General features: G+C 58.5%; 18 protein-coding genes. 10 read left to right on the top strand and 8 right to left on the bottom strand.

Going from position 1 to position 19619, the window contains the following annotated elements; genetic code table 11:
• Window positions 1–65 precede the first annotated feature (65 nt).
• Together HKK55_RS11575 and HKK55_RS11570 are read left to right on the top strand one after the other, a co-directional pair.
• Window positions 66–554: a YbjN domain-containing protein gene (locus tag HKK55_RS11575; RefSeq protein WP_169354803.1), complete on the top strand. Its 489-nt coding sequence runs from the start codon at window positions 66–68 to the stop codon at window positions 552–554.
• 66 nt (window positions 555–620) lie between these two features.
• The gene (locus HKK55_RS11570) at window positions 621–1598 is read left to right on the top strand and encodes a LysR family transcriptional regulator (protein WP_169354802.1); all 978 of its coding nucleotides are present in this window, start codon (window positions 621–623) and stop codon (window positions 1596–1598) included.
• 44 nt (window positions 1599–1642) lie between these two features.
• Here HKK55_RS11570 and HKK55_RS11565 read toward each other — a convergent pair whose 3' ends face one another.
• Window positions 1643–2695 carry an aldo/keto reductase gene (locus tag HKK55_RS11565; RefSeq protein ID WP_169354801.1) on the bottom strand — a complete coding sequence of 351 codons (1053 nt, stop codon included), beginning with the start codon at window positions 2693–2695 and terminating at the stop codon, window positions 1643–1645.
• Between the two features lie 174 nt (window positions 2696–2869).
• Between HKK55_RS11565 and HKK55_RS11560 the strand changes: the two genes are divergently transcribed.
• The 5 genes from HKK55_RS11560 to chrA all read left to right on the top strand — a co-directional run bounded on the left by HKK55_RS11560 (window position 2870) and on the right by chrA (window position 7098).
• Window positions 2870–3586 carry a YafY family protein gene (locus tag HKK55_RS11560; RefSeq protein ID WP_169354800.1) on the top strand — a complete coding sequence of 239 codons (717 nt, stop codon included), beginning with the start codon at window positions 2870–2872 and terminating at the stop codon, window positions 3584–3586.
• A 52-nt stretch (window positions 3587–3638) separates the two neighbouring features.
• Window positions 3639–3980, top strand: a complete 342-nt coding sequence (locus HKK55_RS11555; protein WP_169354799.1) for a nuclear transport factor 2 family protein — start codon at window positions 3639–3641, stop codon at window positions 3978–3980.
• A gap of 138 nt (window positions 3981–4118) precedes the next feature.
• The gene (gene zapE, locus HKK55_RS11550) at window positions 4119–5246 is read left to right on the top strand and encodes a cell division protein ZapE (protein ID WP_169354798.1); all 1128 of its coding nucleotides are present in this window, start codon (window positions 4119–4121) and stop codon (window positions 5244–5246) included.
• Window positions 5247–5395: 149 nt separating this feature from the next.
• A complete protein-coding gene (locus HKK55_RS11545) occupies window positions 5396–5887 on the top strand; it encodes a GNAT family N-acetyltransferase (RefSeq protein WP_169354797.1) in 492 nt (163 codons plus the stop codon).
• 11 nt (window positions 5888–5898) lie between these two features.
• Window positions 5899–7098: a chromate efflux transporter gene (chrA, locus tag HKK55_RS11540; protein ID WP_178128842.1), complete on the top strand. Its 1200-nt coding sequence runs from the start codon at window positions 5899–5901 to the stop codon at window positions 7096–7098.
• Here chrA and HKK55_RS11535 read toward each other — a convergent pair.
• From HKK55_RS11535 to HKK55_RS11510, 6 genes are all read right to left on the bottom strand, one after another.
• A complete protein-coding gene (locus HKK55_RS11535; RefSeq protein WP_178128841.1) occupies window positions 7085–8482 on the bottom strand; it encodes a heavy metal sensor histidine kinase in 1398 nt (465 codons plus the stop codon). The genes chrA and HKK55_RS11535 overlap by 14 nt on opposite strands.
• Window positions 8479–9153: a heavy metal response regulator transcription factor gene (locus HKK55_RS11530; protein WP_169354796.1), complete on the bottom strand. Its 675-nt coding sequence runs from the start codon at window positions 9151–9153 to the stop codon at window positions 8479–8481. Before HKK55_RS11530 ends, HKK55_RS11535 begins: the two co-directional genes overlap by 4 nt.
• Before the next feature lie 428 nt (window positions 9154–9581).
• Window positions 9582–9803 carry a hypothetical protein gene (locus HKK55_RS11525; RefSeq protein WP_169354795.1) on the bottom strand — a complete coding sequence of 74 codons (222 nt, stop codon included), beginning with the start codon at window positions 9801–9803 and terminating at the stop codon, window positions 9582–9584.
• A gap of 156 nt (window positions 9804–9959) precedes the next feature.
• Window positions 9960–12203, bottom strand: a complete 2244-nt coding sequence (locus HKK55_RS11520; RefSeq protein WP_169354794.1) for a TonB-dependent siderophore receptor — start codon at window positions 12201–12203, stop codon at window positions 9960–9962.
• Between the two features lie 155 nt (window positions 12204–12358).
• Window positions 12359–14101, bottom strand: coding sequence for a phosphoethanolamine transferase CptA (locus tag HKK55_RS11515; RefSeq protein ID WP_169354793.1), 1743 nt, complete (start codon window positions 14099–14101; stop codon window positions 12359–12361).
• 179 nt (window positions 14102–14280) lie between these two features.
• A complete protein-coding gene (locus HKK55_RS11510) occupies window positions 14281–14442 on the bottom strand; it encodes a DUF6026 family protein (protein ID WP_169354792.1) in 162 nt (53 codons plus the stop codon).
• Window positions 14443–14711: 269 nt separating this feature from the next.
• Between HKK55_RS11510 and gnd the strand changes: the two genes are divergently transcribed.
• From gnd to HKK55_RS11495, 3 genes are read left to right on the top strand one after another with little or no spacing between them, the layout of a single operon-like run.
• On the top strand, window positions 14712–15716 hold the full coding sequence (gene gnd, locus HKK55_RS11505) for a phosphogluconate dehydrogenase (NAD(+)-dependent, decarboxylating) (RefSeq protein WP_336604611.1): 1005 nt from the start codon (window positions 14712–14714) through the stop codon (window positions 15714–15716).
• Window positions 15713–17236, top strand: a complete 1524-nt coding sequence (gene zwf, locus HKK55_RS11500) for a glucose-6-phosphate dehydrogenase (RefSeq protein ID WP_169354790.1) — start codon at window positions 15713–15715, stop codon at window positions 17234–17236. Before gnd ends, zwf begins: the two co-directional genes overlap by 4 nt.
• Window positions 17233–18057 carry an HAD family hydrolase gene (locus HKK55_RS11495; RefSeq protein ID WP_169354789.1) on the top strand — a complete coding sequence of 275 codons (825 nt, stop codon included), beginning with the start codon at window positions 17233–17235 and terminating at the stop codon, window positions 18055–18057. Before zwf ends, HKK55_RS11495 begins: the two co-directional genes overlap by 4 nt.
• 33 nt (window positions 18058–18090) lie before the next feature.
• Here HKK55_RS11495 and nhaB read toward each other — a convergent pair whose 3' ends face one another.
• Window positions 18091–19593, bottom strand: coding sequence for a sodium/proton antiporter NhaB (gene nhaB, locus HKK55_RS11490; RefSeq protein WP_169354788.1), 1503 nt, complete (start codon window positions 19591–19593; stop codon window positions 18091–18093).
• Window positions 19594–19619: the final 26 nt, after the last annotated feature.

The following is a 19619-nucleotide window of genomic DNA, read 5'->3' as shown; positions in this document are numbered from 1 at the left end:
AAGGTCCGCCTTGGGATAACCCCAAGGTGGCCATCGTTCAGCCCATGACAAGGAAAGCATTCACGATGACCTCCCCAGCATTGATCACCAGTGTTTCCGCCGACAGCCTGACCGAAGTCCTGCAAGGGGCCGGTCTGCGGGTCAACCGTTCCGAACAGAATTCTGTCGTACAACTGCTCAGCGCCAGCCAGGGTATCGGTTATGCGTTGCGCTTCGGCAACCCTGGCACGGAAGCCGGCCATTACGTTGATTTCACCTTCAGCTGTGCGTTGCGTATTCAGGGCGAGCTGCCAGCCGGGTTGGCGGAGTTCTGGAATGCCTCGCGACGTTTCGCTCGTTTGTCGGTCCAGGGTGAGTTCCTGGTGATGGAGATGGATGTGCTGGCAGCAGGTATTACCCTTGACCATTTGCGCGGCAGCTTGGAGTTGTGGGATCGGTTGCTGCAGGAGTTCATTGTCTACCTGCGCGATTACAGTCAGCGGGCCGCGCAGTTGCAGGAGCAGGCCGGGGCGGGTGAGGCCGTGGCGCCGGACACGGAGTCGGCGCACGCTTGATAGACAGACTGGAGCGGGGGCGTAATCGCCCTCGCTCGATCCCAGGCCAACGACAGGAAGTCATTGATGGCAATGTTTCAAACCCCGGGTATCGAGGGGCTGGCTCGTGTTCCGCTTGCGAGTCATCCTCGTTCATGGACGACTCTGGCGGCCACGGTTGAACCCCGAGTGGCCGAATATTTTCTGGTCAGTGCGCGCTGCGGCTGCTTCAAGCAGGCGGCACGCCATCTGAATATCGGCGCGCCCCTTTTACGTCGGCAACTGGCGCAACTGGAAGACGCAGTAGGGCGGACGCTGTTCTCCTACCAGGGCAGCACGCTGACCCTCAGTCGTGAAGGCCTGCAATTGCAGGCGCAGTTGATGGCTCTGGTGCCACAACGCACCGCGCAGGTGGCCAGCCCGCCGTTGGTGCGCCTCGCGATTGCCGCACCCATCCTGCATGACATCCTGAGCCGTGACCTCATTGCTTTGTTGCGGCGCGATGCCAGCGTACGGCTTGAAGTGATCGCCGTGGACAACAATCAACAGTCGTTGCAAACGGTCAATGCCGACGTGGTGTTATGGCTGTCGGACTCCGGCGGGGTATCCACCAGCCCGGGCTTTGCGATTCGTGAACCTCAACATCTGGCCAGCCTTGATTACCTGCCGCATATGGCCAAGCGCTATTCCCGAACCATTGCCCGTCCGGAACACCTGGAGGGGTTGGCCGATTATCTGTTGGTGCAGTGGCAGCCCGAGCGGCAGGTCAAGGCGTTTGCGCCCTGGAATGCGCAGATCGACCGACGCGAAGCCGGGGTGGTGCAGGTGCATACCTACGAGCTGATGCTGGAGATGATCCGGAGCAGTGCCTGCATTGGTTTGTTACCCGCCTACATGAGTCGGTTTGATCGGACCCTGACGCCGTTGCCCGGTCTGTTTGATGCACCCATGCAACGGCAAGCGTGGGTGGCACTGAATGCCCAGCTCGAAGCGTCGGCTGCGGTGCAGGCGATAGTCGATTTGATCGTGCGAACCTTTGATGAACGCCGTGAATGGTTTGATTGATTGTGCCAAGGGTTGCGCAAGGCAACCTTTGGTGTGGCCGATTCTCAGACGGTCGGAAGGAAGGGGCGATCAAGGTTCGGCGTGCCGGTGAAGCGGGGCGCGTAGTCGACGATCATTTGATGCGGTATGCCCAGTGCCACTGCGCTCACGGCGTCCAATCGGCTCAGTTGATCAGCCGAGAGTTGTACCTGCAACGCGCCGAGGGTCGCGTCCAACTGTTCGCGGGTACGCGGACCAAGGATCGGGATCAGGCTGGTGGTGGAGCGACGGGCCTTTTCCCGCAGCCAGGCAATGGCAACGTGGGTGGGGGTGGCATCAATCTCTGCGGCGACGGCCAACAAGGTGTCGAGCAACGCAGTTTCCTGGGCACTTCTTTCGGTGTGGACCAAAATACCGAGCTTGCTGGCGCGGGTGTCGTCCTGGCTGGTGCGGTATTTGCCGGTGAGGAATCCGCCGCCCAGCGGCGACCACAGCGTTGCGGCCAATCCTAACGCTTCGGCCATGGGCAGCAGTTCGCGGTCGGCGCTGCGTTCGGCGAGGCTGTATTCCATCTGAATCCCGACGATCGGCGCAAAGCCGCGCACCTCAGCCAACAGGTCCGCCCGAGCGATACGCCAGGCCGGGAAGTTGGACAACCCGGCGTAGTGGATCTTGCCGGCTCGGACCAGATCATCGAAGCCCCTCAGGATTTCTTCCATTGGCGTGACGCTGTCACTGATATGGGCCCAGAACAGGTCGATGTGGTCGGTCTTCAGGCGCTTGAGGCTTTCTTCGACCGCACGGATCAGGTTTTTGCGGTTGTTGCCGGACTTTGAAATGCCGTCGTCGGGACGAGTCGACAATGTGTATTTGGTGGCAAGTATCAGGTTGTCGCGTTCGGCGGTAATGAACTCGCTGAGCATGCTTTCCGATTGCCCGACCTGATAGCCGTTGGCGGTGTCGATGAAGTTGCCACCCGCTTCCAGATAACCGTCGAAAATCCGCTTGGCCTCATCACGCTCGGCACCATGACCCCAGCCCGTACCGAAATTGCCGGTGCCCAGGGCCAGCTCTGAAACCCGCAGGCCGCTGCGGCGACCGAAGACTTTGTAATGCATGAGTAGACTCCTGAAACGCTGGGTTTATTGGCGATGTGTATTTAATATGATGCTGGTAATATTTTCCGTCAAGGGTCTTTTTTGCGCGGTACAGCAGGGTGGTTCGCTCCTGACACTTTCTGACAGGGTCCTCTGCTAAGCTACGCGAACTTCCTTTTTTGGAGTGTGAGGAACGTGTCGCGAACCAGTCGTCTGCTGACCTTGTTGCAAGTCTTGCGGGGCAAAAAACGCCCGGTGACGGCGGCCATCCTGGCGGTAGAGCTGGAGGTTTCCGAGCGCACGCTCTATCGGGATATCGCTGAGTTGACGGCCCTCGGCGCGCCGATCTTCGGTGAAGCCGGCGTGGGCTATGTGTTGCGCAGCGGATTGTTCCTGCCGCCGCTGATGCTCAATGCCGACGAGACCGAAGCCATCGTCCTGGGCTTGCGCTATGTCGATCAGCGGGGCGATGAGGTGTTGAGTCACGCCGCTGCCAATGCGTTGGCGAAAATCGCTGCGGTACTGGACCCCACCGCCCAGGAAGCCTTGCGTAATCCCACGCTGTTACCGGGCCCGCGGGGGTATGGCTACCCGGAAAACCGAGTGCCACTGAATGTGTTCCGTGACGCCATTCGCAACCAGGCCAAGTTGCATATCGATTATGCCGACGCCAGCCAGACCCCGAGCCAACGCCTGATCTGGCCCCTGGCCCTGGGCTTTCTCAATGAAGCGCGGGTGATAGTGGCCTGGTGCGAATTGCGCGGAGCCTATCGCACTTTTCGCACCGATCGGATTGCCGCCGCCACTGTCCAGGGTGAACGTTATCCGGGGCGGCGCAGTGACTGGTTGCGAGGGTGGCGCAAGTTGATGGAGCAGAACGAATCCGGGCCTTTCACTCCTGACAAGAACTGACACAACGCTGCTTTAGGATGACTCCAGAAATCACCAACAAGGAGTTGCCAGCATGTCCCAACCCACCCCTGAACTGGCGCCGGCGATTGTGGCTTACATCGCGGCGGCTAACGCCAGAGATACCTCGGCCGTGACTCACTGCTTCGCCGAAGATGCCAACGTGTTCGATGAAGGTGAGCACCAGGCCGGTACGGCAGCCATTGCCCGCTGGATGGAAGAGACGGGGCGTCGTTACCAGCCGAAGGTCGAGGTGTTGAACGTCCAGCACCGTACCGGCAAGGTGCTGGTCAGCAACCTGATAACCGGCAGCTTTCCGGGCAGCCCCCTGGAGTTGCGCTACACCTTTCGGCTGAATGAGGCAGGGAAGATTTCCCGGCTGGATATTTCCCTGTAACCGGTGTAGCCGCTGTCGAGGTACGAGGCTGCGATGCGTGTCCGCAGGACCGCCGTCCTGGGGCCGCTACGCTGCCCATCGCAGCCTCGTACCTCGACAGCGGCTACAGGAGCGCGAGGTCATGGCATACTGCCTCGCATGACTTTCGACTCGCCACTCGCAGCCTACCAACACGCCATCACCCAGAGCGGCTTCATCGCCGATGACGCCCAATGGCGGGCGGTGCAGGCCCTTCAACAATGCCACGAAGCCTTGCACCAAGGCCGCACGCCGGTTACCGGGGTGTATCTGTGGGGTCCAGTCGGCCGTGGCAAAACCTGGCTGATGGATCAGTTCTACGAGACGTTGAGAGTGCCGGCGCGGCGTCAGCATTTTCATCACTTCATGGGGTGGGTGCATCAGCGCTCGTTCCAGTTGACGGGTACCCACGACCCGTTGCAGGCCTTGGCCCGAGAGCTGAGCCAGGAAGTGCGGGTGCTGTGCTTTGACGAGTTGTTCGTCAACGACATCGGCGACGCCATCATCCTTGGTCGGTTGTTCCAGGTGATGTTCGAGGAAGGGGTGGTGATGGTTTGCACCTCCAATCAGCCGCCGGACCAGCTGTATGCCGACGGCTTCAACCGCGACCGGTTCCTGCCGGGCATTGAAGCAATCAAACGACATATGCAAGTAGTGGCAGTGGATGGGGGAGAGGATCATCGCCTGCACCCGGGCGTCGGCGTGCAGCGTTACTGGGTCAATCAACCCGAGGCGTTGGCCGAGGTGTTCAGGCAACTGAGCAATGGGCAGACGGTCAGCAGTGCTCCGGTCGCCGTTGGTTACCGCACCGTTATTGCCGTGCAGTCCAGCGACACAGTGTTGTGGTGCCGCTACTGTGATCTGTGTGAACAACCCTTGGCGGCCATGGATTTCATGCTGCTGTGCGACCGCTTCAAGGTGATATTGCTGGGAGAAGTGCCTAACCTGAGCGCACAAAAACGCCCCGGGCGGATCGCTCGTGGCACTGAGGACGCCGCGCTGCGTGTGGATGCCGGTGATCGAGAGCTGCCCGAGTTATCGGTGCATGACGACAGTGTCCGGCGTTTCATTGCCCTGGTAGACGAGTGCTACGACCGCAAGGTGCCGCTGTATATCGAGGCCAAGGTAGCACTGGAAAGTCTCTATACCGAGGGCTATCTGGAGTTCCCGTTTCGGCGCACCTTGAGCCGCCTGCGAGAGATGCAGTTGCAGCGTTTTGCTGTTCCTGTGTCCGAAAAAGCGCTGTAACCAATAGAAAATTGACTTCCCTACGAAGCAAATTCGCGCTTTCACGCAGGTGGATGTAGTTAATCTCCTTCATCTAACGCGGGCTCCACGCTTACAATCGACCCCTTTGAGGGGAAGTAGTCCCCGTTCAGTCGTTATCGAGGAAGGAAATGGACGCCGCAGACATACTGGTGCTACAAGCCAGCTACAGCAACCCTGTACACGCCGAGGCCCTCGGCCTGTTGCTCAATCATTACGCACAAGACCCAATGGGTGGCGGTCATGAGCTGCCCGCCGACCGTCTGCTGCAACTGCCGGCCGAGTTGGCCAAACGCCCGCACGCGTTCAGTGTGCTGGCGTTTGTGAACGGAGTCCCGGCCGGGTTGGTCAACTGTTTCGAAGGGTTCTCGACCTTCGCCTGCCGGCCACTGGTCAATGTCCACGACGTGGTGGTCATGGACAAATTCCGTGGCTTGGGGCTGAGCCAGAAAATGCTGCAAAAGGTCGAGGAAATCGCTCGTCAACGTGGTTGCTGCAAGATCACCCTGGAGGTGCTTGAAGGCAATGACGTGGCTCAGGCGTCATACCGCAAGTTCGGTTTTGACGATTCGATCTTCGATCCTGCCTATGGTCGTATGCTGTTCTGGAGCAAGGCTCTCTAGAGATTGAGGCCGTGACCACCACCTCCGGCGCCAAGGGCGGCCACCCTGAAAGCGCTTGGCGCATCTTGTTGATTTTCCTGCGCCTGGGCGTTATTGCGTTTGGCGGACCGGTGGCTCATCTGGGTTTTTTCCGTACCGAGTTCGTCGAACGCCGTCGCTGGCTGAGTGAAGCCTCCTACGCTGAACTGATCGCCCTGTGTCAATTTCTACCTGGGCCTTCCAGCAGTCAGGTGGGCATGGCCCTTGGGTTGTCTCGGGCCGGTTATCGCGGCGCGCTGGCTGCATGGTTCGGTTTTACCTTGCCGTCGGCAGTGGCATTGACAGTGTTGGCGTTGGGTTTGACAACGTGGGGCGCTCGCCTTCCAGACGGGCTGGTGCATGGGCTTAAAGTCATGGCCGTGGCCGTTGTCGCCCAGGCGGTATGGGGCATGGCACGCTTGCTCTGTACTGATGGCCGACGCTGGGCCCTGACAATCATGGCGGGATGTGTGGCGGTGCTGTGGTCGGCGCCGGTCAGCCAAGTGTTGATCATGTCCATGGCGGCGGGGCTGGGTGTCTGTTTGCTCAAGCCTTCAGCGATACGACATGAGCAGGATGTGGTCATTGGCGTATCAAGACGAGCGGGTGGTGCCATGCTGGCACTGTTTGTGATCTTGCTAATCGGCCTGCCGTGGTGGGCGCAGCACTCTGATGCGACGCTGCTGCAGCTCTTTGTCGGGTTCTACCGCTCGGGAGCCCTGGTATTCGGCGGCGGGCATGTGGTATTGCCGTTGCTGGAACAGACGGTGGTGGCGAGCGGTTGGGTTGACAGTGACACGTTCCTGGCCGGTTATGCGGCGACCCAGGCGATGCCTGGGCCGCTGTTCAGTTTTTCGGCTTTTCTAGGTGCGGCCATCGACGGCTGGGTTGGCGCGCTGGTGTGTGTCCTCGCGATCTTCCTGCCTTCAATGTTATTGGTGGTCGGTGTCTTGCCGTTTTGGCAGGTATTACGCACCAACCCCCGTGCACAGGCTGCTTTAGCCGGTGTCAACGCCGCTGTAGTGGGTTTGTTACTGGCGGCCTTGTATCAACCTCTGTGGACCACCGGCATCCTGGCACCGGTGGATTTCGCCTTGATGCTGCTGGCGCTGCTGGCTTTGGTGATCTGGAAATGGCCGCCTTGGCTGGTGGTGGCCCTGGGCGGCGCGGCAGGCGTACTTATAAGTCTGTGACAGGGCCGGGAAACACCAACCGGAACAGGGTAAAGCTGCCTTGCAGGCTGCTGACTTCGGTCTGGCCTTGATGCAGGTTCATGATCGAGCGCACGATGGCCAGGCCCAGGCCTGTCCCGCCTTCAGCTCGGGCACGGCTGCTGTCGACGCGGTAGAAGCGCTCGAACAAGTGCGGCAAGTGTTGCGCAGCAATCCCTGCACCGGGATTGCCCACTGATAGCGACACACTGTCGGCATGGTTTTCTACCAACAACGAAATGCTCGCGGCCCGAGGACTATGGCGGATGGCGTTGGACAGCAGGTTGGAAATCGCCCGCTGGATCATCAACCGATCACCATGAACCGAGCCCTCGCCCGAGAGGCTCAGGGTCAGGTGTTTGTCCTCGGCACTCAAGGCAAACAGGTCCATGACCCGCCGCGCCTCCTGCTCCAGCGACACCTGTTCAAAGGCCACCCGTGCTGCTGGATGGCTGACCTGAGCGAGAAACAACATGTCGCTGACGATCCGTGTCAAACGCTCCAGCTCTTCGGTGCTCGACTCCAGCACGGCTTTGTATTCCGCAGGCGGTCGCTCCCGGGACAACGTCACCTGTGCCTTTCCCATCAGGTTGGTGATGGGCGAGCGTAGCTCATGGGCCAGGTCGTCGGAGAACTGCGACAGTTGCTGCACGCCGCCATCCAGGCGATGCAGCATGAAGTTGATGCCTTGGGCCAATTCACCAAGCTCCCTGGGCAGGTTGTCCACAGACAAACGATGGGTCAGGTCTTGGGTGGTGACTTTGGCCGCAATGCGACTGAATTGTTGCAATGGTGCCAGGCCGCGTTGCACTACCCACCAGGCACCGATGCCGATCAACATCAGCAGCAAGGGCAGGGCAATCACCGTGGAGCGCAGGTAGGCACTGAGCAGGGCCTGATCATCGGAGCGATCCAGGGACAACAGCACTCGCACGTTTTCGCCGTTGCGCAAGCGCATCAGGCTGGAGGCGCTGAGGATCTGATTGCCGGTGCTGTCGGTCCAGTTCAGGTAACCGAGACTTTCACTGGCGGCAAAGTCAGTCAGCAACGGCACTTGCGACCGGGCGCCGACACTGAGTAGCGGGGCGGCAGTAGGGTCGGTGCCAGTGATGGTCAGGTAAAAGTTGTCATGACCCATCACCAAGTCCAGCACTGAATGGGGGGCCGCGGCGATGTCGCTGGACTTCAGGTCTTGGGTCAGGCTGTGCTGCAGTTGCTCCATCTTGCTTTCCAGGCCCTTGCGCGCCAGGTTTTCCAGCTCATGGCTGAGTGCCAGGTAGGCCAGGGTTGCCAACAACAACACCAGGCCTGCGCCCATCAGGCTGACCGTCAGCCCAAGGCGCATCGACAGGCTGGAGGACTTCACTGACGTACCTCCAGCACATAACCGACGCCCCGGATGGTGTGTATCAGCTTGACGTCGCTCAGGTCGTCAATCTTGGCCCGCAAGCGGCTGATGGAAACTTCTACCACGTTGGTATCGCAATCAAAGTTCATGTCCCAGACCAATGAAATAATCTGGGTGCGGGTCATTACTTCTCCACTTTGGCGCATCAGTACTTGCAGAAGTGCAAACTCCTTGGTGGTCAAGTCAATGCGCCGTGTGCCGCGATAAGCCCGGTGCCGACGCGGATCAAGTTCAAGATCGGCTACCCGAAATACTTCTGGCAGCGGAATATGCTCACTACGCCGCAATAATGTACGAACGCGAGCCAGTAATTCTGGGAACTCAAAGGGCTTGACCAAATAATCATCGGCGCCCATATCCAGGCCCTTGATCTTATCTGCCAGTCGACCGCGAGCGGTTAACATCATCACGCGGGTCGTGGTGTTCTGACGTAGTTCTTCGAGGACTTGCCAGCCATCTTTAGTCGGAAGATTGACGTCAAGAAGTACCAGTTCATAGGGTTGTTGATCCGTCAGATGCAGTGCATCTACGCCGTTGGTGGCACAGTCGACGACATAGCCACTTTCAGTCAGACCCTGATGTAAATAGTCGGCTGTTTTTGGCTCGTCCTCGACGACAAGAATGCGCATGAAAGTTCACCTCTAAAACATGAAGAAATAATAAAATTTACGAGTTTTGTAGTCCCGGTAGTAGGAAAATTCTGCACCTTGAAGTAACTATAGGGTCAAGCGTTAAAGGCTTATAATACGGGCTTTATGTGGGGGTGCGACGATCGGTCGCTAGGTGCGTGGTGTGATTTCACACGGCGTTTGGTCCTACAAGGAAAAGGGGATGAAAGGCTGCGATAATTCATTCTGAATATTTCCTCGCTAATCCCAAAAATACCCTGATCATTAACGGGATATTAATACCTGGCAGCTATTTCAGGTGATGAATGACTTATTTGTAATGTTGCCGAAAGCTTATTGAAAAAAGCAGGCATAAAAAAAGCGCCCATTGATGGGCGCCAAGTTCACCTTCGCTATCGGAGCACAATAGCGCAGGGTGTTGCGGGAAATCAGCTGTTGGGTTGTTGCGTGGTGTCATTTTTTTCGACGACGTCCGAATTGACTTTCTTGGCCTGTGCGGAGGCAGTCTGTTCGGTAGTGCCGTGATTTTTTTCCTGCATGAACGTGAAGTTATTGTAGAACTCCTTCGAACGTTCAGAACCACCTTCTGCAAAAGCGGCGGCGGAAGTTAAGGTCATCAGGCCAGCAAGCATCAAAGTCGAGAGTTTCATCGTGTGTGTTCCCATTAAGTGTGATTGGTGTCTGCCTCATCCGTGATCAGCGTCATGGGCGAAGTGTGGGTCAATTGTATTAAGTGGGAGTTAACGTGACGGTGGCCTGAAGTTAACGATTTCGTTAACTTCAGGCCCGGTGACCGACAGGGTGATTTAGAGCTTCCAGTCCAGGCTCAGGGTCATGGTGCGTGGGTCACCCCAGTAGACACCGTTATAGAAGCCGACGTTGTTGTAGTACTTTTTGTCGAACAGGTTGTTGACGTTCAGCGATGCCGATAGCTGCTTATCGAACTCGTAGCGGGACATGAGGTTGACCAGGCCGTAGGTCTCCTGGTGGATCTCGGTCCTCTGGGTGATGATTTTTCCAGTGGCGTCACGCCCGACCGGACGGTTTCCAAAGCCATAGATATCGCTCTGCCAGCTCAGGCCTGCACCGACCGTCAAGGCTTTCCAGGCGCCCGGCAGGCGATAGGTGGTGGACGCTCGGAGCAAGTTCAGTGGCTGCTGGGTGTTATTGCGCTGCTTCTCACCATTGACCGAATGGGTGTAGGTGTAGCCCGCCGTCAGGTTCCAGTCGGGCAACACTTCGCCTGCTGCCTCCAGCTCAAACCCTTGTACCTTGTTGCCCTTGCCGCCGGACTTGTAGTACGCCTCGCCCTTGGGGCCGGGCGGTACTGAATCGTCGACTTCTGCCACGTTGTCCTGGCTTGTCCAGAAGACCGCGCTGGACAGGTTGAGGCGGTCATTGAACAGGCTGCCCTTGAGGCCCAGTTCGTAGTTCTTGCCAACAATCGGCTCCAGGTACTTGTCGCCTACGTCTTTTTGCGTCTGGGGTTTGAAGATGTCGGTGTAGCTGACGTACGCCGTGAAGTCCTGATTGATGTCGTAAAGCAGCCCTGCATATGGTGTCCAGACATCGTTATGGGTCTGGCGACTGGTTTGGGCGGAGGTCAGTTGGCGATTGCTATCGTATTTGTAAGTCGAAGAGTTGGTTTCCCAGCTGCCATAACGGCTGCCAAGTACGGCATGCCAGTCGTCGCTGAGGTTCAGGCGAGTCGCCAGATAGCCGGCTTTTTGATAGGTGTTGTTGCGATAGGCATCAAGGTTGGTGACTTCATCGGGGTACTCGGGAACGCGCCCCGGGTGGGCCCAGTCGGGGATCTGGATGTAGCTGTCGGGTACCCCACCGTCGATGATATAAGGCTCGGAGTCTCGGTGACGGGCCTGGCCGTAGCCGAACATGGCTTCATGGTCACGGCCCAGTAGCAAATAGGAGCCGGCGACATTGAAGTCCACCGCATCCATCTTGTCTTCGCCTACCCAATGGCTGCGATAGGCAACAATCCCGCTACGATCGTCGTTCGGATAACCACGACCGCCGTAGTAAGTCTTGCCATCGGTTTCGCTCTCCCGATGGGTGTAGGCGGCCTTGAGGTGCCAGTCGTTGGCCAGTCGCTGGTCTAGCGTGGCGAAGGTTGTACGGTCGGTCAGCGGCCAATTGCTCCAGGACTGAGTGATGTTGTTGTGGCGTGGCAGATTGGCCTTGCCTCCCGAAGAGTTCCAGTACGGCAGGCTGCCCCAGGTCGCGCCCTCAGCCTGTTTGTCCTGATAGTCGTAACCCACCGCCAGTACCGTGTCGTCAGTCAGGTCGGCTTCAAGGATGCCGTAGCCGACCTTGCGTTCAACGGCATAGCGATCGCGGAACGATTTACTGTCGCGATAGGCCAGCACCGTACGCCCACGCAAGCGACCATCGAAGCCCAGCGGGCCGCCGACGTCGAGGTAACTGTAGTAATTGTCATAGCTGCCACCGCTGACGCCGACCTTGCTCGCCCATTCATGGGTAGGGCGCTTGCGCACCATATTGATGGTGCCTGACGGATCGCCAGCGCCTGTGGTCAGGCCAGTGGCGCCACGCACCACTTCGATGTGGTCATAGATGATCGTGTCGGAGTCCGACTTTAAACCGGAGAAGGTGTTGAGCATCCCGTCGATCTGGAAGTTCTGGATGCTGTAGCCGCGCGAATAGAAGTTGAAGCGTTCGGAGTCGGTGCGTTGCACCACGACACCCGTGGTCTGGTTCATCACCTCGGTCAAGGTGCCCAGCTTGAAGTCGTCCATATGCTGGCGGGTGATGACCGATACGGACTGCGGGGTCTCTTTGATCGACAGGTTGAGCCGCGTTGCGGTGCTCATGGCGCCGGTGGTGTAGGAACCGGTGTCTTCGGTGTTGGCGCCGAGGCTGTCGGCGGTGATGTTGGTGCTGGCCAGTTCCAGGGTTGTTGCAGGTTCTTCGGCTTCTTGCCGAACCTCTGTTTCAGCCAGCAAATCCGGGCTCATGGCCAGGCTCAGCAGGCCAGCGGCCAGGGTTGTTGAACGGGTGATGGGCGCGAACATCGCAGCGAACTCCTTGTCGTCTTTGAAAAAATGCCATTGGCTCAAAGACGAAGGGAGGCGGGGATCTTTAGCTTTAAACGAGAATAATTATTATCTTTGCGTGTAAGAAACATCGGGCTTCACCGCGTTGCGCAGGTGAAACCCGTGGGTGTGAGTTACTTGACGACGACGTTGGCCGGGTCAGGTTTCTTCGGTGCCAGCAGGCTGAAATCAATCAAGGGCTTTTGCTGACGGGCATAAGGATCACCAATCATCAGTGGCCGGGCCTTGAAGCTGTCGCTGACGAGGCTCTTGCTATGGTCCAGCTCATCAAAAGTGATGCCGGCCATGTCCGCCCAGGTATGAATCAACTGCGAGCTCTTGAAGGGACGCTGCAAGTCACCGGCAAAATTCCAGTCATGGCTTTCGCGCCACTTCGGCGAGGCCCAGGCCATGAACGGAATGGTGTACATAGGCGCCGTTGGCTTGCCTTCGTTACGACCCAAAACGTTGTGGCCCGCAGAGTCGTAGACGTCTTCGCCGTGGTCGGAGAGGTACAGCAAGAAACCATTGGGGTCGGTCTTGGCGTAGTCCTTGATCAGGCTGGAGACCACAAAATCGTTGTACAGCACGGCGTTGTCGTAGCTGTTGTAGGTCGGCAACTGATCGTCGCTGATTCCGGCCGGCACGCCCTGGCGATCGGTGAATTTGTCGAAGGTCGGCGGGTAACGGTACTGGTAGCTCATGTGAGTGCCCAGCAAGTGCACGACGATGAACTTGCGCTCGGCGGTGTCGGCCATGGCCTTGGCAAACGGTTCCAGCACGTCGCCGTCGTACTGGCGGGCGTTCTGGTTGCGGTTGTTGTTCAGGTACACCTGCTCATCGGCCTGTTCGGAAAAGGTCGTGAGCATGGTGTTGCGCTTGGTCATGGTCTGCTGGTTGGTGATCCAGAAGGTCTTGTAGCCGGCCTGCTTCATCACGCTGACCAGGGAGGGTGTCTTGAGGTACAGGTCCGGGCTTTCTTCGTCGGCGAACGTCAGTACCTGTTGCAGTGCCTCGATGGTGTAGGGGCGCGGGGTGATGACGTTATCGAACACGGCCATCTGGTCACGCAGCTTGTCCAGCTCCGGCGTGGTGTTGCGCGGGTAGCCGTACAGGCTCATACGCTGGCGGTTGGTGGACTCGCCGATCACCAGCACGAGGGTCGACGGTTGGCCGGCCATGTTGTCCTTGAGGTTGGTCAGCGGTGGAATCTTGCTGACGCTGTCCAGCATGCCCTGCATGTTGTCCAGTTGCTCGGTGTAGCGGCGGTAGGCAACGATCATCTGCCACGGCACTGCCGGCTCGATTCGGGTTTCGAAGCGGTCGATGGCCAGTTCCATGGAGTCGGTCCTGGCGATCTGCTTGACCAGCGGGTAACCAATGATGGCAATCACGATGGCTGCGGCGGCCAGCATAGCTTGGCCGCGTGGCAGGTAGACCGGACGCACTCGGGTCCACAGGAAAATCGCCACAGCGGTGTGGGCGAGGAACGCCAGGACGATCCACCAGGCAAAGTATTGGGTCGCGTATTCGCCTGCTTCAGAGATGTTCGACTCGAACATGATGAAGATGACGCTTTGGGAGAATTCCTGCTGGTAAATGAAGAAGTAACCCAGGCTGGCCATGGAACAGGCCCACAGCACTACGCCAATCAACGCCGCAATCAGGCGCGAACGCCGTGGGAACAACAGCATGGGCGCCAGCCACAGCGCGCTCATGAAGAACGCCTGGCGGAAACCGCTGAAGCCGGAAGTGCCGGTCAGTTGGATCAGTAATTGGGTAATACCCGAGAAGTACCAGAAAAACAGGAACATCCAGCCGAGGCCGGACCAATCGAACCCTTTCGCAGACGTAGTGCTGCGTTTAAACATCGCCATCCAGCGCTCCACCCGATAATTTTCACCGTTGCCGCGCGCACAGATGCGCGACAGGAGGGCTCCCGCACGTGGGGGCGCCCCTTTGGCGCGGGATTATCAAGAAAGGCGTGTGAAAACTTTGTGAGTTAAATCTGACACATATTGCACCGGCCGCTGCCTGAGCAGCGGCAGCAGGGTAGTCAGCAGGCCGCAGGCAGTTTGGGCGAGGGCTGCTCAAGCTGGGCTTGCAAGTGTGAGCGCAGGCGCATGACTTCCTGTTGCAGTTGGTCGCGCTCATCTTTCAAGTCACGCAGTTCATCGCGACGGATCGTGACATAGAGGGTCTGTGGCGGGCGTGTCATCTGTGTTGCGCTCATTGCTTACCTCGCAAATGGCCGGTGCATCGCGGTGCTCGGACACTTGTGGGAAGCGTCGAGCAACAGTCGGTGCCAATTCTGATTTCTTTTTTTGCTCAAGGGAACTTTTTTATTTTTCATGGTCGCTGTGACTTTTGCCGCAGTAGAGGCGAAAGAATGGCCACTATTTGTCATGAAACTATGCCAATCCGCTCTGGACTAACCCTCATTAGCCTCATTGCGCTATAAACTATGTCACACATTTTTTTGTATTTATGAGTAGTAAGGAGCATCAGCACATGCAACTGGGGATTATCGGACTAGGCCGCATGGGCGGCAATATTGCGCGGCGCCTGATGCTCAATGGGCATACCACCGTGGTCTACGACCGCAATGAGGCGTTCGTCAAAGGCCTGAGCGAAGAGGGCGCCACCGGCGTCGCCGATTTACCTGCGCTGGTCGCCGGGCTGCAAAAGCCACGGGCTGTCTGGGTCATGCTGCCGGCAGGCGCACCGACCGAAGACACCATTGAAACCCTGAGCCAACTGCTGGATGACGGTGACGTGATCATCGACGGCGGCAACACGTTCTATAAGGACGACATCCGTCGGGCCAAAACCCTGTCGGAAAAGGGCCTGCATTACATCGACGTCGGCACTTCCGGTGGCGTCTGGGGCCTGGAGCGCGGTTATTGCATGATGATCGGCGGCGATGCCGAGACGGTCAAACGTCTGGATCCGATCTTCGAAAGCCTGGCGCCGGGCCTGGGTAACATCCCACGCACCAAGGACCGGACCTCCACCGACGACCGTGCTGAGCGTGGCTACATCCACGCCGGCCCTGCCGGTTCCGGGCACTTCGTCAAGATGATCCACAACGGCATCGAGTACGGGATGATGCAGGCCTTCGCTGAAGGCTTTGACATCCTCAAGACCAAGTCCTCGGAAAACCTGCCGGTAGACCAGCGTTTTGACCTCAACGTGGCTGACATCGCTGAAGTCTGGCGTCGCGGCAGTGTAGTCTCCTCCTGGCTGTTGGACCTGACGGCTGATGCGTTGGCGGTTGATCCCAAGCTCGACGGTTATTCCGGTTCGGTCGCCGACAGCGGCGAAGGGCGCTGGACCATTGAGGCGGCCATGGAGCAATCGGTGCCAGTACCGGTGCTGTCCAACTCGCTGTTCGCGCGCTTCCGTTCCCGTCAGCAGAGCACCTACGGTGACAAGATGCTATCCGCCATGCGCTTCGGCTTTGGCGGCCATGTGGAGACTTCCAAAAAATGACCGCCAACGGCAAGAAACCCAAGGCCGAACCCGCTCCACCGACCACGCTGTTTCTGTTTGGCGCCCATGGCGACCTGGTCAAGCGCCTGCTGATGCCGGCGCTGTACAACCTCAACCGCGATGGTTTGCTGGGTGACGGTTTACGCATTGTGGGCGTTGATCACAACGCCATCAGCGATGCCGACTTCGCCAAGAAACTCGAAGACTTCATTCGCACCGAGGCTGCCAGCAAGGTCAAGGGCAATGCCGAAGACGCCCTGGACCCCGAGTTATGGGCCCAGTTAGCCAAGGGCATCAGCTACGTCCAGGGCGACTTCCTCGATGACAGCACCTACAGCGACCTAGCGGCGAAAATCGCCGCCAGCGGCACCGGCAACGCGGTGTTTTACCTGGCCACTGCACCACGCTTCTTCAGTGAAGTGGTGCAGCGCCTGGGGCGTGCAGGGCTGCTGGAAGAAACCCCCGAGGCGTTCCGTCGGGTGGTGATCGAGAAGCCGTTCGGCTCCGACCTGGCCACCGCCGAGGCGCTGAACGCCTGCCTGCTTAAGGTCATGAGCGAAAAGCAGATCTATCGCATCGACCATTACCTGGGGAAAGAAACGGTCCAGAACATCCTGATCAGCCGTTTCTCCAACGTGCTGTTCGAGGCGTTCTGGAACAACCACTATATCGACCACGTGCAAATCACCGCCGCAGAAACGGTTGGTGTGGAAACCCGTGGCAGTTTCTTCGAACACACCGGCACATTGCGGGACATGGTGCCCAATCACCTGTTCCAGTTACTGGCGATGGTTGCCATGGAGCCGCCGGCTGCCTTTGGCGCTGATGCGGTGCGTGGGGAAAAAGCCAAGGTGATCGGTGCAATACGCCCATGGTCCCTGGAAGACGCTCGGGCTAACTCGGTACGTGGCCAGTACACCGCCGGCGTTGTCGGCGACAAGCCACTGCCGGGTTACCGTGAAGAGGCCAACGTCGCGCCTGACAGCAGCACCGAGACCTTCGTCGCCCTCAAGGTGATGATCGACAATTGGCGCTGGGTCGGTGTGCCGTTTTATCTGCGTACCGGCAAGCGCATGAGCATTCGCGACACCGAAATCGTTATCTGCTTCAAGCCTGCGCCTTATGCACAGTTCCGCGACACTGAGGTCGATGAGCTGAAGGCCACGTACCTGAAGATCCAGATCCAGCCCAATGAAGGCATGTGGTTCGACCTGCTGGCGAAAAAGCCTGGGCCGACCCTGGACATGGCCAACATCGAGCTGGGTTTTGCCTACAAGGACTTCTTCGAGATGCAGCCGTCGACGGGTTACGAAACCCTGATCTACGACTGCCTGACCGGTGATCAAACCTTGTTCCAGCGTGCCGACAACATCGAGAACGGCTGGCGAGCGGTGCAGCCATTCCTGGATGCCTGGAAGGAAGATGACGGTATTCAAGCTTACAAGGCTGGGGAAGATGGTCCGGCGGCGGCGGATGAGTTGCTGGCTCGCGATGGCCGAACCTGGCACAGCCTCGGATGAGTGACGTACCGAGCCATCCCATCCGGTTTGTCCTGAGTGATATGGACGGCACGTTGTTGCATCCGGATCACAGTCTCAGTCAGTACACCATCGATACGGTTCGCGCGCTGCGCGACGCCGGGGTGTTCTTCAGCCTGGCCAGCGGGCGCCCGCCCAAGGCCATGTTGCAACAGGCTGAGGCATTGGGCGTCGACGTGCCGATAGCGGGTTTTAATGGCGGTACGCTGGTCAATCCTGACGGCAGCGTGTTGGTTTCCCATCACCTGCCGGCCGAGGCGGCGTTGATTGCCCTGGCTTTGTTTTCTGAACAGCCTGACGTTGAAGTCTGGTTGTTTGCCGACGGTGACTGGCTGCGTCGCGATCCGGGCGGCCCGATGGCGGTCCGGGAGGAGCACGGCTTGGGTTATGGGCCGATTGTGGTCGAGAGCTTCGAGCCGTATCTGGATCGGGTCAACAAGATCGTCGCCGCCAGTACCAACACTCAATTGCTGATCGAGTTGGAAGCGCAGCTGTTGCCCAAGGTCAAAGGGGTGGCCCAGGTCTCCCGTTCACAGCCGGTGTTCCTGGACGTGACGGCGATGAAGGCCAACAAGGGCGAGGCTCTGAAAACCCTGGCGGCATACCTGGGCGTTCCGTTGGAGCAGACAGCGGCCATCGGTGACGGCGGCAATGACCCAGCCATGTTTCATGTGGCCGGGTTATCAATAGCCATGGGTCAGGCCGAGGAAGTGGTCAAGCAGCAAGCCTCGGTGGTCACCGGCAGTAATGTCGAGGACGGCGCGGCGGAAGCGATCGAGCGGTTTATTCTTTCGGCTCGATGATAATGAGGCTGCAATTGCAGCCTCCTTCTCTCTTTACAGCCAGTAACTCACCGCGTACCAGCCCAGTAATCCCATCACCACCGTATACGGCAGCGCCATCCACACCATTCGTCCGTACGACAGGCGAATCAACGGTGCAATCGCCGACGTCAGCAAAAACAGAAACGCCGCCTGGCCATTAGGTGTCGCTACGCTAGGCAAATTGGTACCGGTGTTGATGGCAATCGCCAGGGTTTCGAAATGCTCGCGGCTCATGTGCCCGGAAACAAATGCCTGTTTGACCTCGGTGATGTAGATCGTCGCCACGAAGACGTTATCGCTGATGGCCGACAACAGCCCATTGGCGATAAACAGCATCCCTGGTTGTTGATCGGCAGGCAGCGCCAGCACCCACTGGATCAACGGGGTGAACAGCTGTTGATCGTGAATCACGGCTACTACGGCGAAGAACACCACCAGCAGCGCAGTAAAGGGCAGGGCGTCCTTGAACGCGTTGCCGATGCGATGCTCTTCGGTGATGCCAGTGAAGGCGGTGATCAACACGATTACCAGCAAGCCGATCAGGCCCACCTCAGCGACGTGAAACGCCAGCCCGGCAATCAGAATCAAGGCTGCCAGGCCCTGGACGATCAAGGCCGCACGCTGGCGCGGGGTGCGTTCGGCGTTGTCCTCTTGGGCGTAATTGGCCAGCACCTGGCGCACGTTGTCCGGCAACAGCGTGCCATATCCGAACCAGCGCAGTTTCTCCAGCAGTACACAGGTGATCAGGCCGGCAGCCAGCACCGGTAAAGACACGGGCGCGATTCGGCTGAAGAACTGGCTGAAGTTCCAGCCCATCTCATGGCCGATCAACAGGTTCTGTGGTTCGCCTACCAGGGTACACACGCCGCCGAGGGCCGTTCCGACCGCGCCGTGCATCAGCAGGCTGCGCAGGAAGGCGCGGAACTGTTCCAGGTCGGCATGGTGCAAGGCGGGCAAGTGTTGGTCATCGCTGAATTCGCTGTCCTGGCGCGGGTCATTGCCGGACGCGACGCGGTGATACACCGAATAGAAACCCACGGCCGCGCTGATGATCACGGCGGTCACAGTCAATGCATCGAGGAAGGCCGAGAGAAATGCCGACAGAAAGCAAAACATCAGCCCCAGCAGCGCCTTCGATCGAACCCCCAACAGCAATCGTGAGAACAGAAACAGCAGCAAATCCTTCATGAAATAGATGCCGGCGACCATGAACATCAGCAGCAGGATTACCGGGAAGTTGTGCAGCAATTCGTCGTACAGCGCTTCGGGCGTTGTCATTCGTAACAGCAAGGCTTCGACCATTAACAGGCCGCCGGGCATCAACGGATAGCACTGCAGTGCCATGGCCAGGGTGAAAATAAACTCGGCCACCAGCAGCCAGCCGGCGGCTACAGGACCGAATGCCCAGAGCACCATTGGATTGAGGATCAGAAAGGCAAGAATGCAGGCCTTGTACCAACGGGGCGAATGACCGAGGAAGTTATGGGTAAAGGCCTGGGCCATTGATTCAGACATGAGGGGCTCCTTTGTGCAGAAGCGCG

This window comes from Pseudomonas sp. ADAK18, assembly GCF_012935695.1.
Taxonomy (GTDB): domain Bacteria; phylum Pseudomonadota; class Gammaproteobacteria; order Pseudomonadales; family Pseudomonadaceae; genus Aquipseudomonas.
The sequence above is the reverse complement of the archived record's forward strand: the minus strand, read 5'-3'. Positions and strand labels throughout refer to the sequence as shown.

What these genes read in the sequence shown, in the direction of transcription:
- HKK55_RS11575 (WP_169354803.1), top strand. Translation starts at nt 66, where the DNA reads ATGACCTCCCCAGCATTGATCACCAGTGTTTCCGCCGACAGCCTGACC.
- HKK55_RS11570 (WP_169354802.1), top strand. Translation starts at nt 621, where the DNA reads ATGGCAATGTTTCAAACCCCGGGTATCGAGGGGCTGGCTCGTGTTCCG.
- HKK55_RS11565 (WP_169354801.1), bottom strand. Translation starts at nt 2,695, where the DNA reads ATGCATTACAAAGTCTTCGGTCGCCGCAGCGGCCTGCGGGTTTCAGAG.
- HKK55_RS11555 (WP_169354799.1), top strand. Translation starts at nt 3,639, where the DNA reads ATGTCCCAACCCACCCCTGAACTGGCGCCGGCGATTGTGGCTTACATC.
- zapE (WP_169354798.1), top strand. Translation starts at nt 4,119, where the DNA reads ATGACTTTCGACTCGCCACTCGCAGCCTACCAACACGCCATCACCCAG.
- HKK55_RS11545 (WP_169354797.1), top strand. Translation starts at nt 5,396, where the DNA reads ATGGACGCCGCAGACATACTGGTGCTACAAGCCAGCTACAGCAACCCT.
- HKK55_RS11530 (WP_169354796.1), bottom strand. Translation starts at nt 9,153, where the DNA reads ATGCGCATTCTTGTCGTCGAGGACGAGCCAAAAACAGCCGACTATTTA.
- HKK55_RS11525 (WP_169354795.1), bottom strand. Translation starts at nt 9,803, where the DNA reads ATGAAACTCTCGACTTTGATGCTTGCTGGCCTGATGACCTTAACTTCC.
- HKK55_RS11520 (WP_169354794.1), bottom strand. Translation starts at nt 12,203, where the DNA reads ATGTTCGCGCCCATCACCCGTTCAACAACCCTGGCCGCTGGCCTGCTG.
- HKK55_RS11515 (WP_169354793.1), bottom strand. Translation starts at nt 14,101, where the DNA reads ATGGCGATGTTTAAACGCAGCACTACGTCTGCGAAAGGGTTCGATTGG.
- HKK55_RS11510 (WP_169354792.1), bottom strand. Translation starts at nt 14,442, where the DNA reads ATGACACGCCCGCCACAGACCCTCTATGTCACGATCCGTCGCGATGAA.
- gnd (WP_336604611.1), top strand. Translation starts at nt 14,712, where the DNA reads ATGAGTAGTAAGGAGCATCAGCACATGCAACTGGGGATTATCGGACTA.
- zwf (WP_169354790.1), top strand. Translation starts at nt 15,713, where the DNA reads ATGACCGCCAACGGCAAGAAACCCAAGGCCGAACCCGCTCCACCGACC.
- HKK55_RS11495 (WP_169354789.1), top strand. Translation starts at nt 17,233, where the DNA reads ATGAGTGACGTACCGAGCCATCCCATCCGGTTTGTCCTGAGTGATATG.
- nhaB (WP_169354788.1), bottom strand. Translation starts at nt 19,593, where the DNA reads ATGTCTGAATCAATGGCCCAGGCCTTTACCCATAACTTCCTCGGTCAT.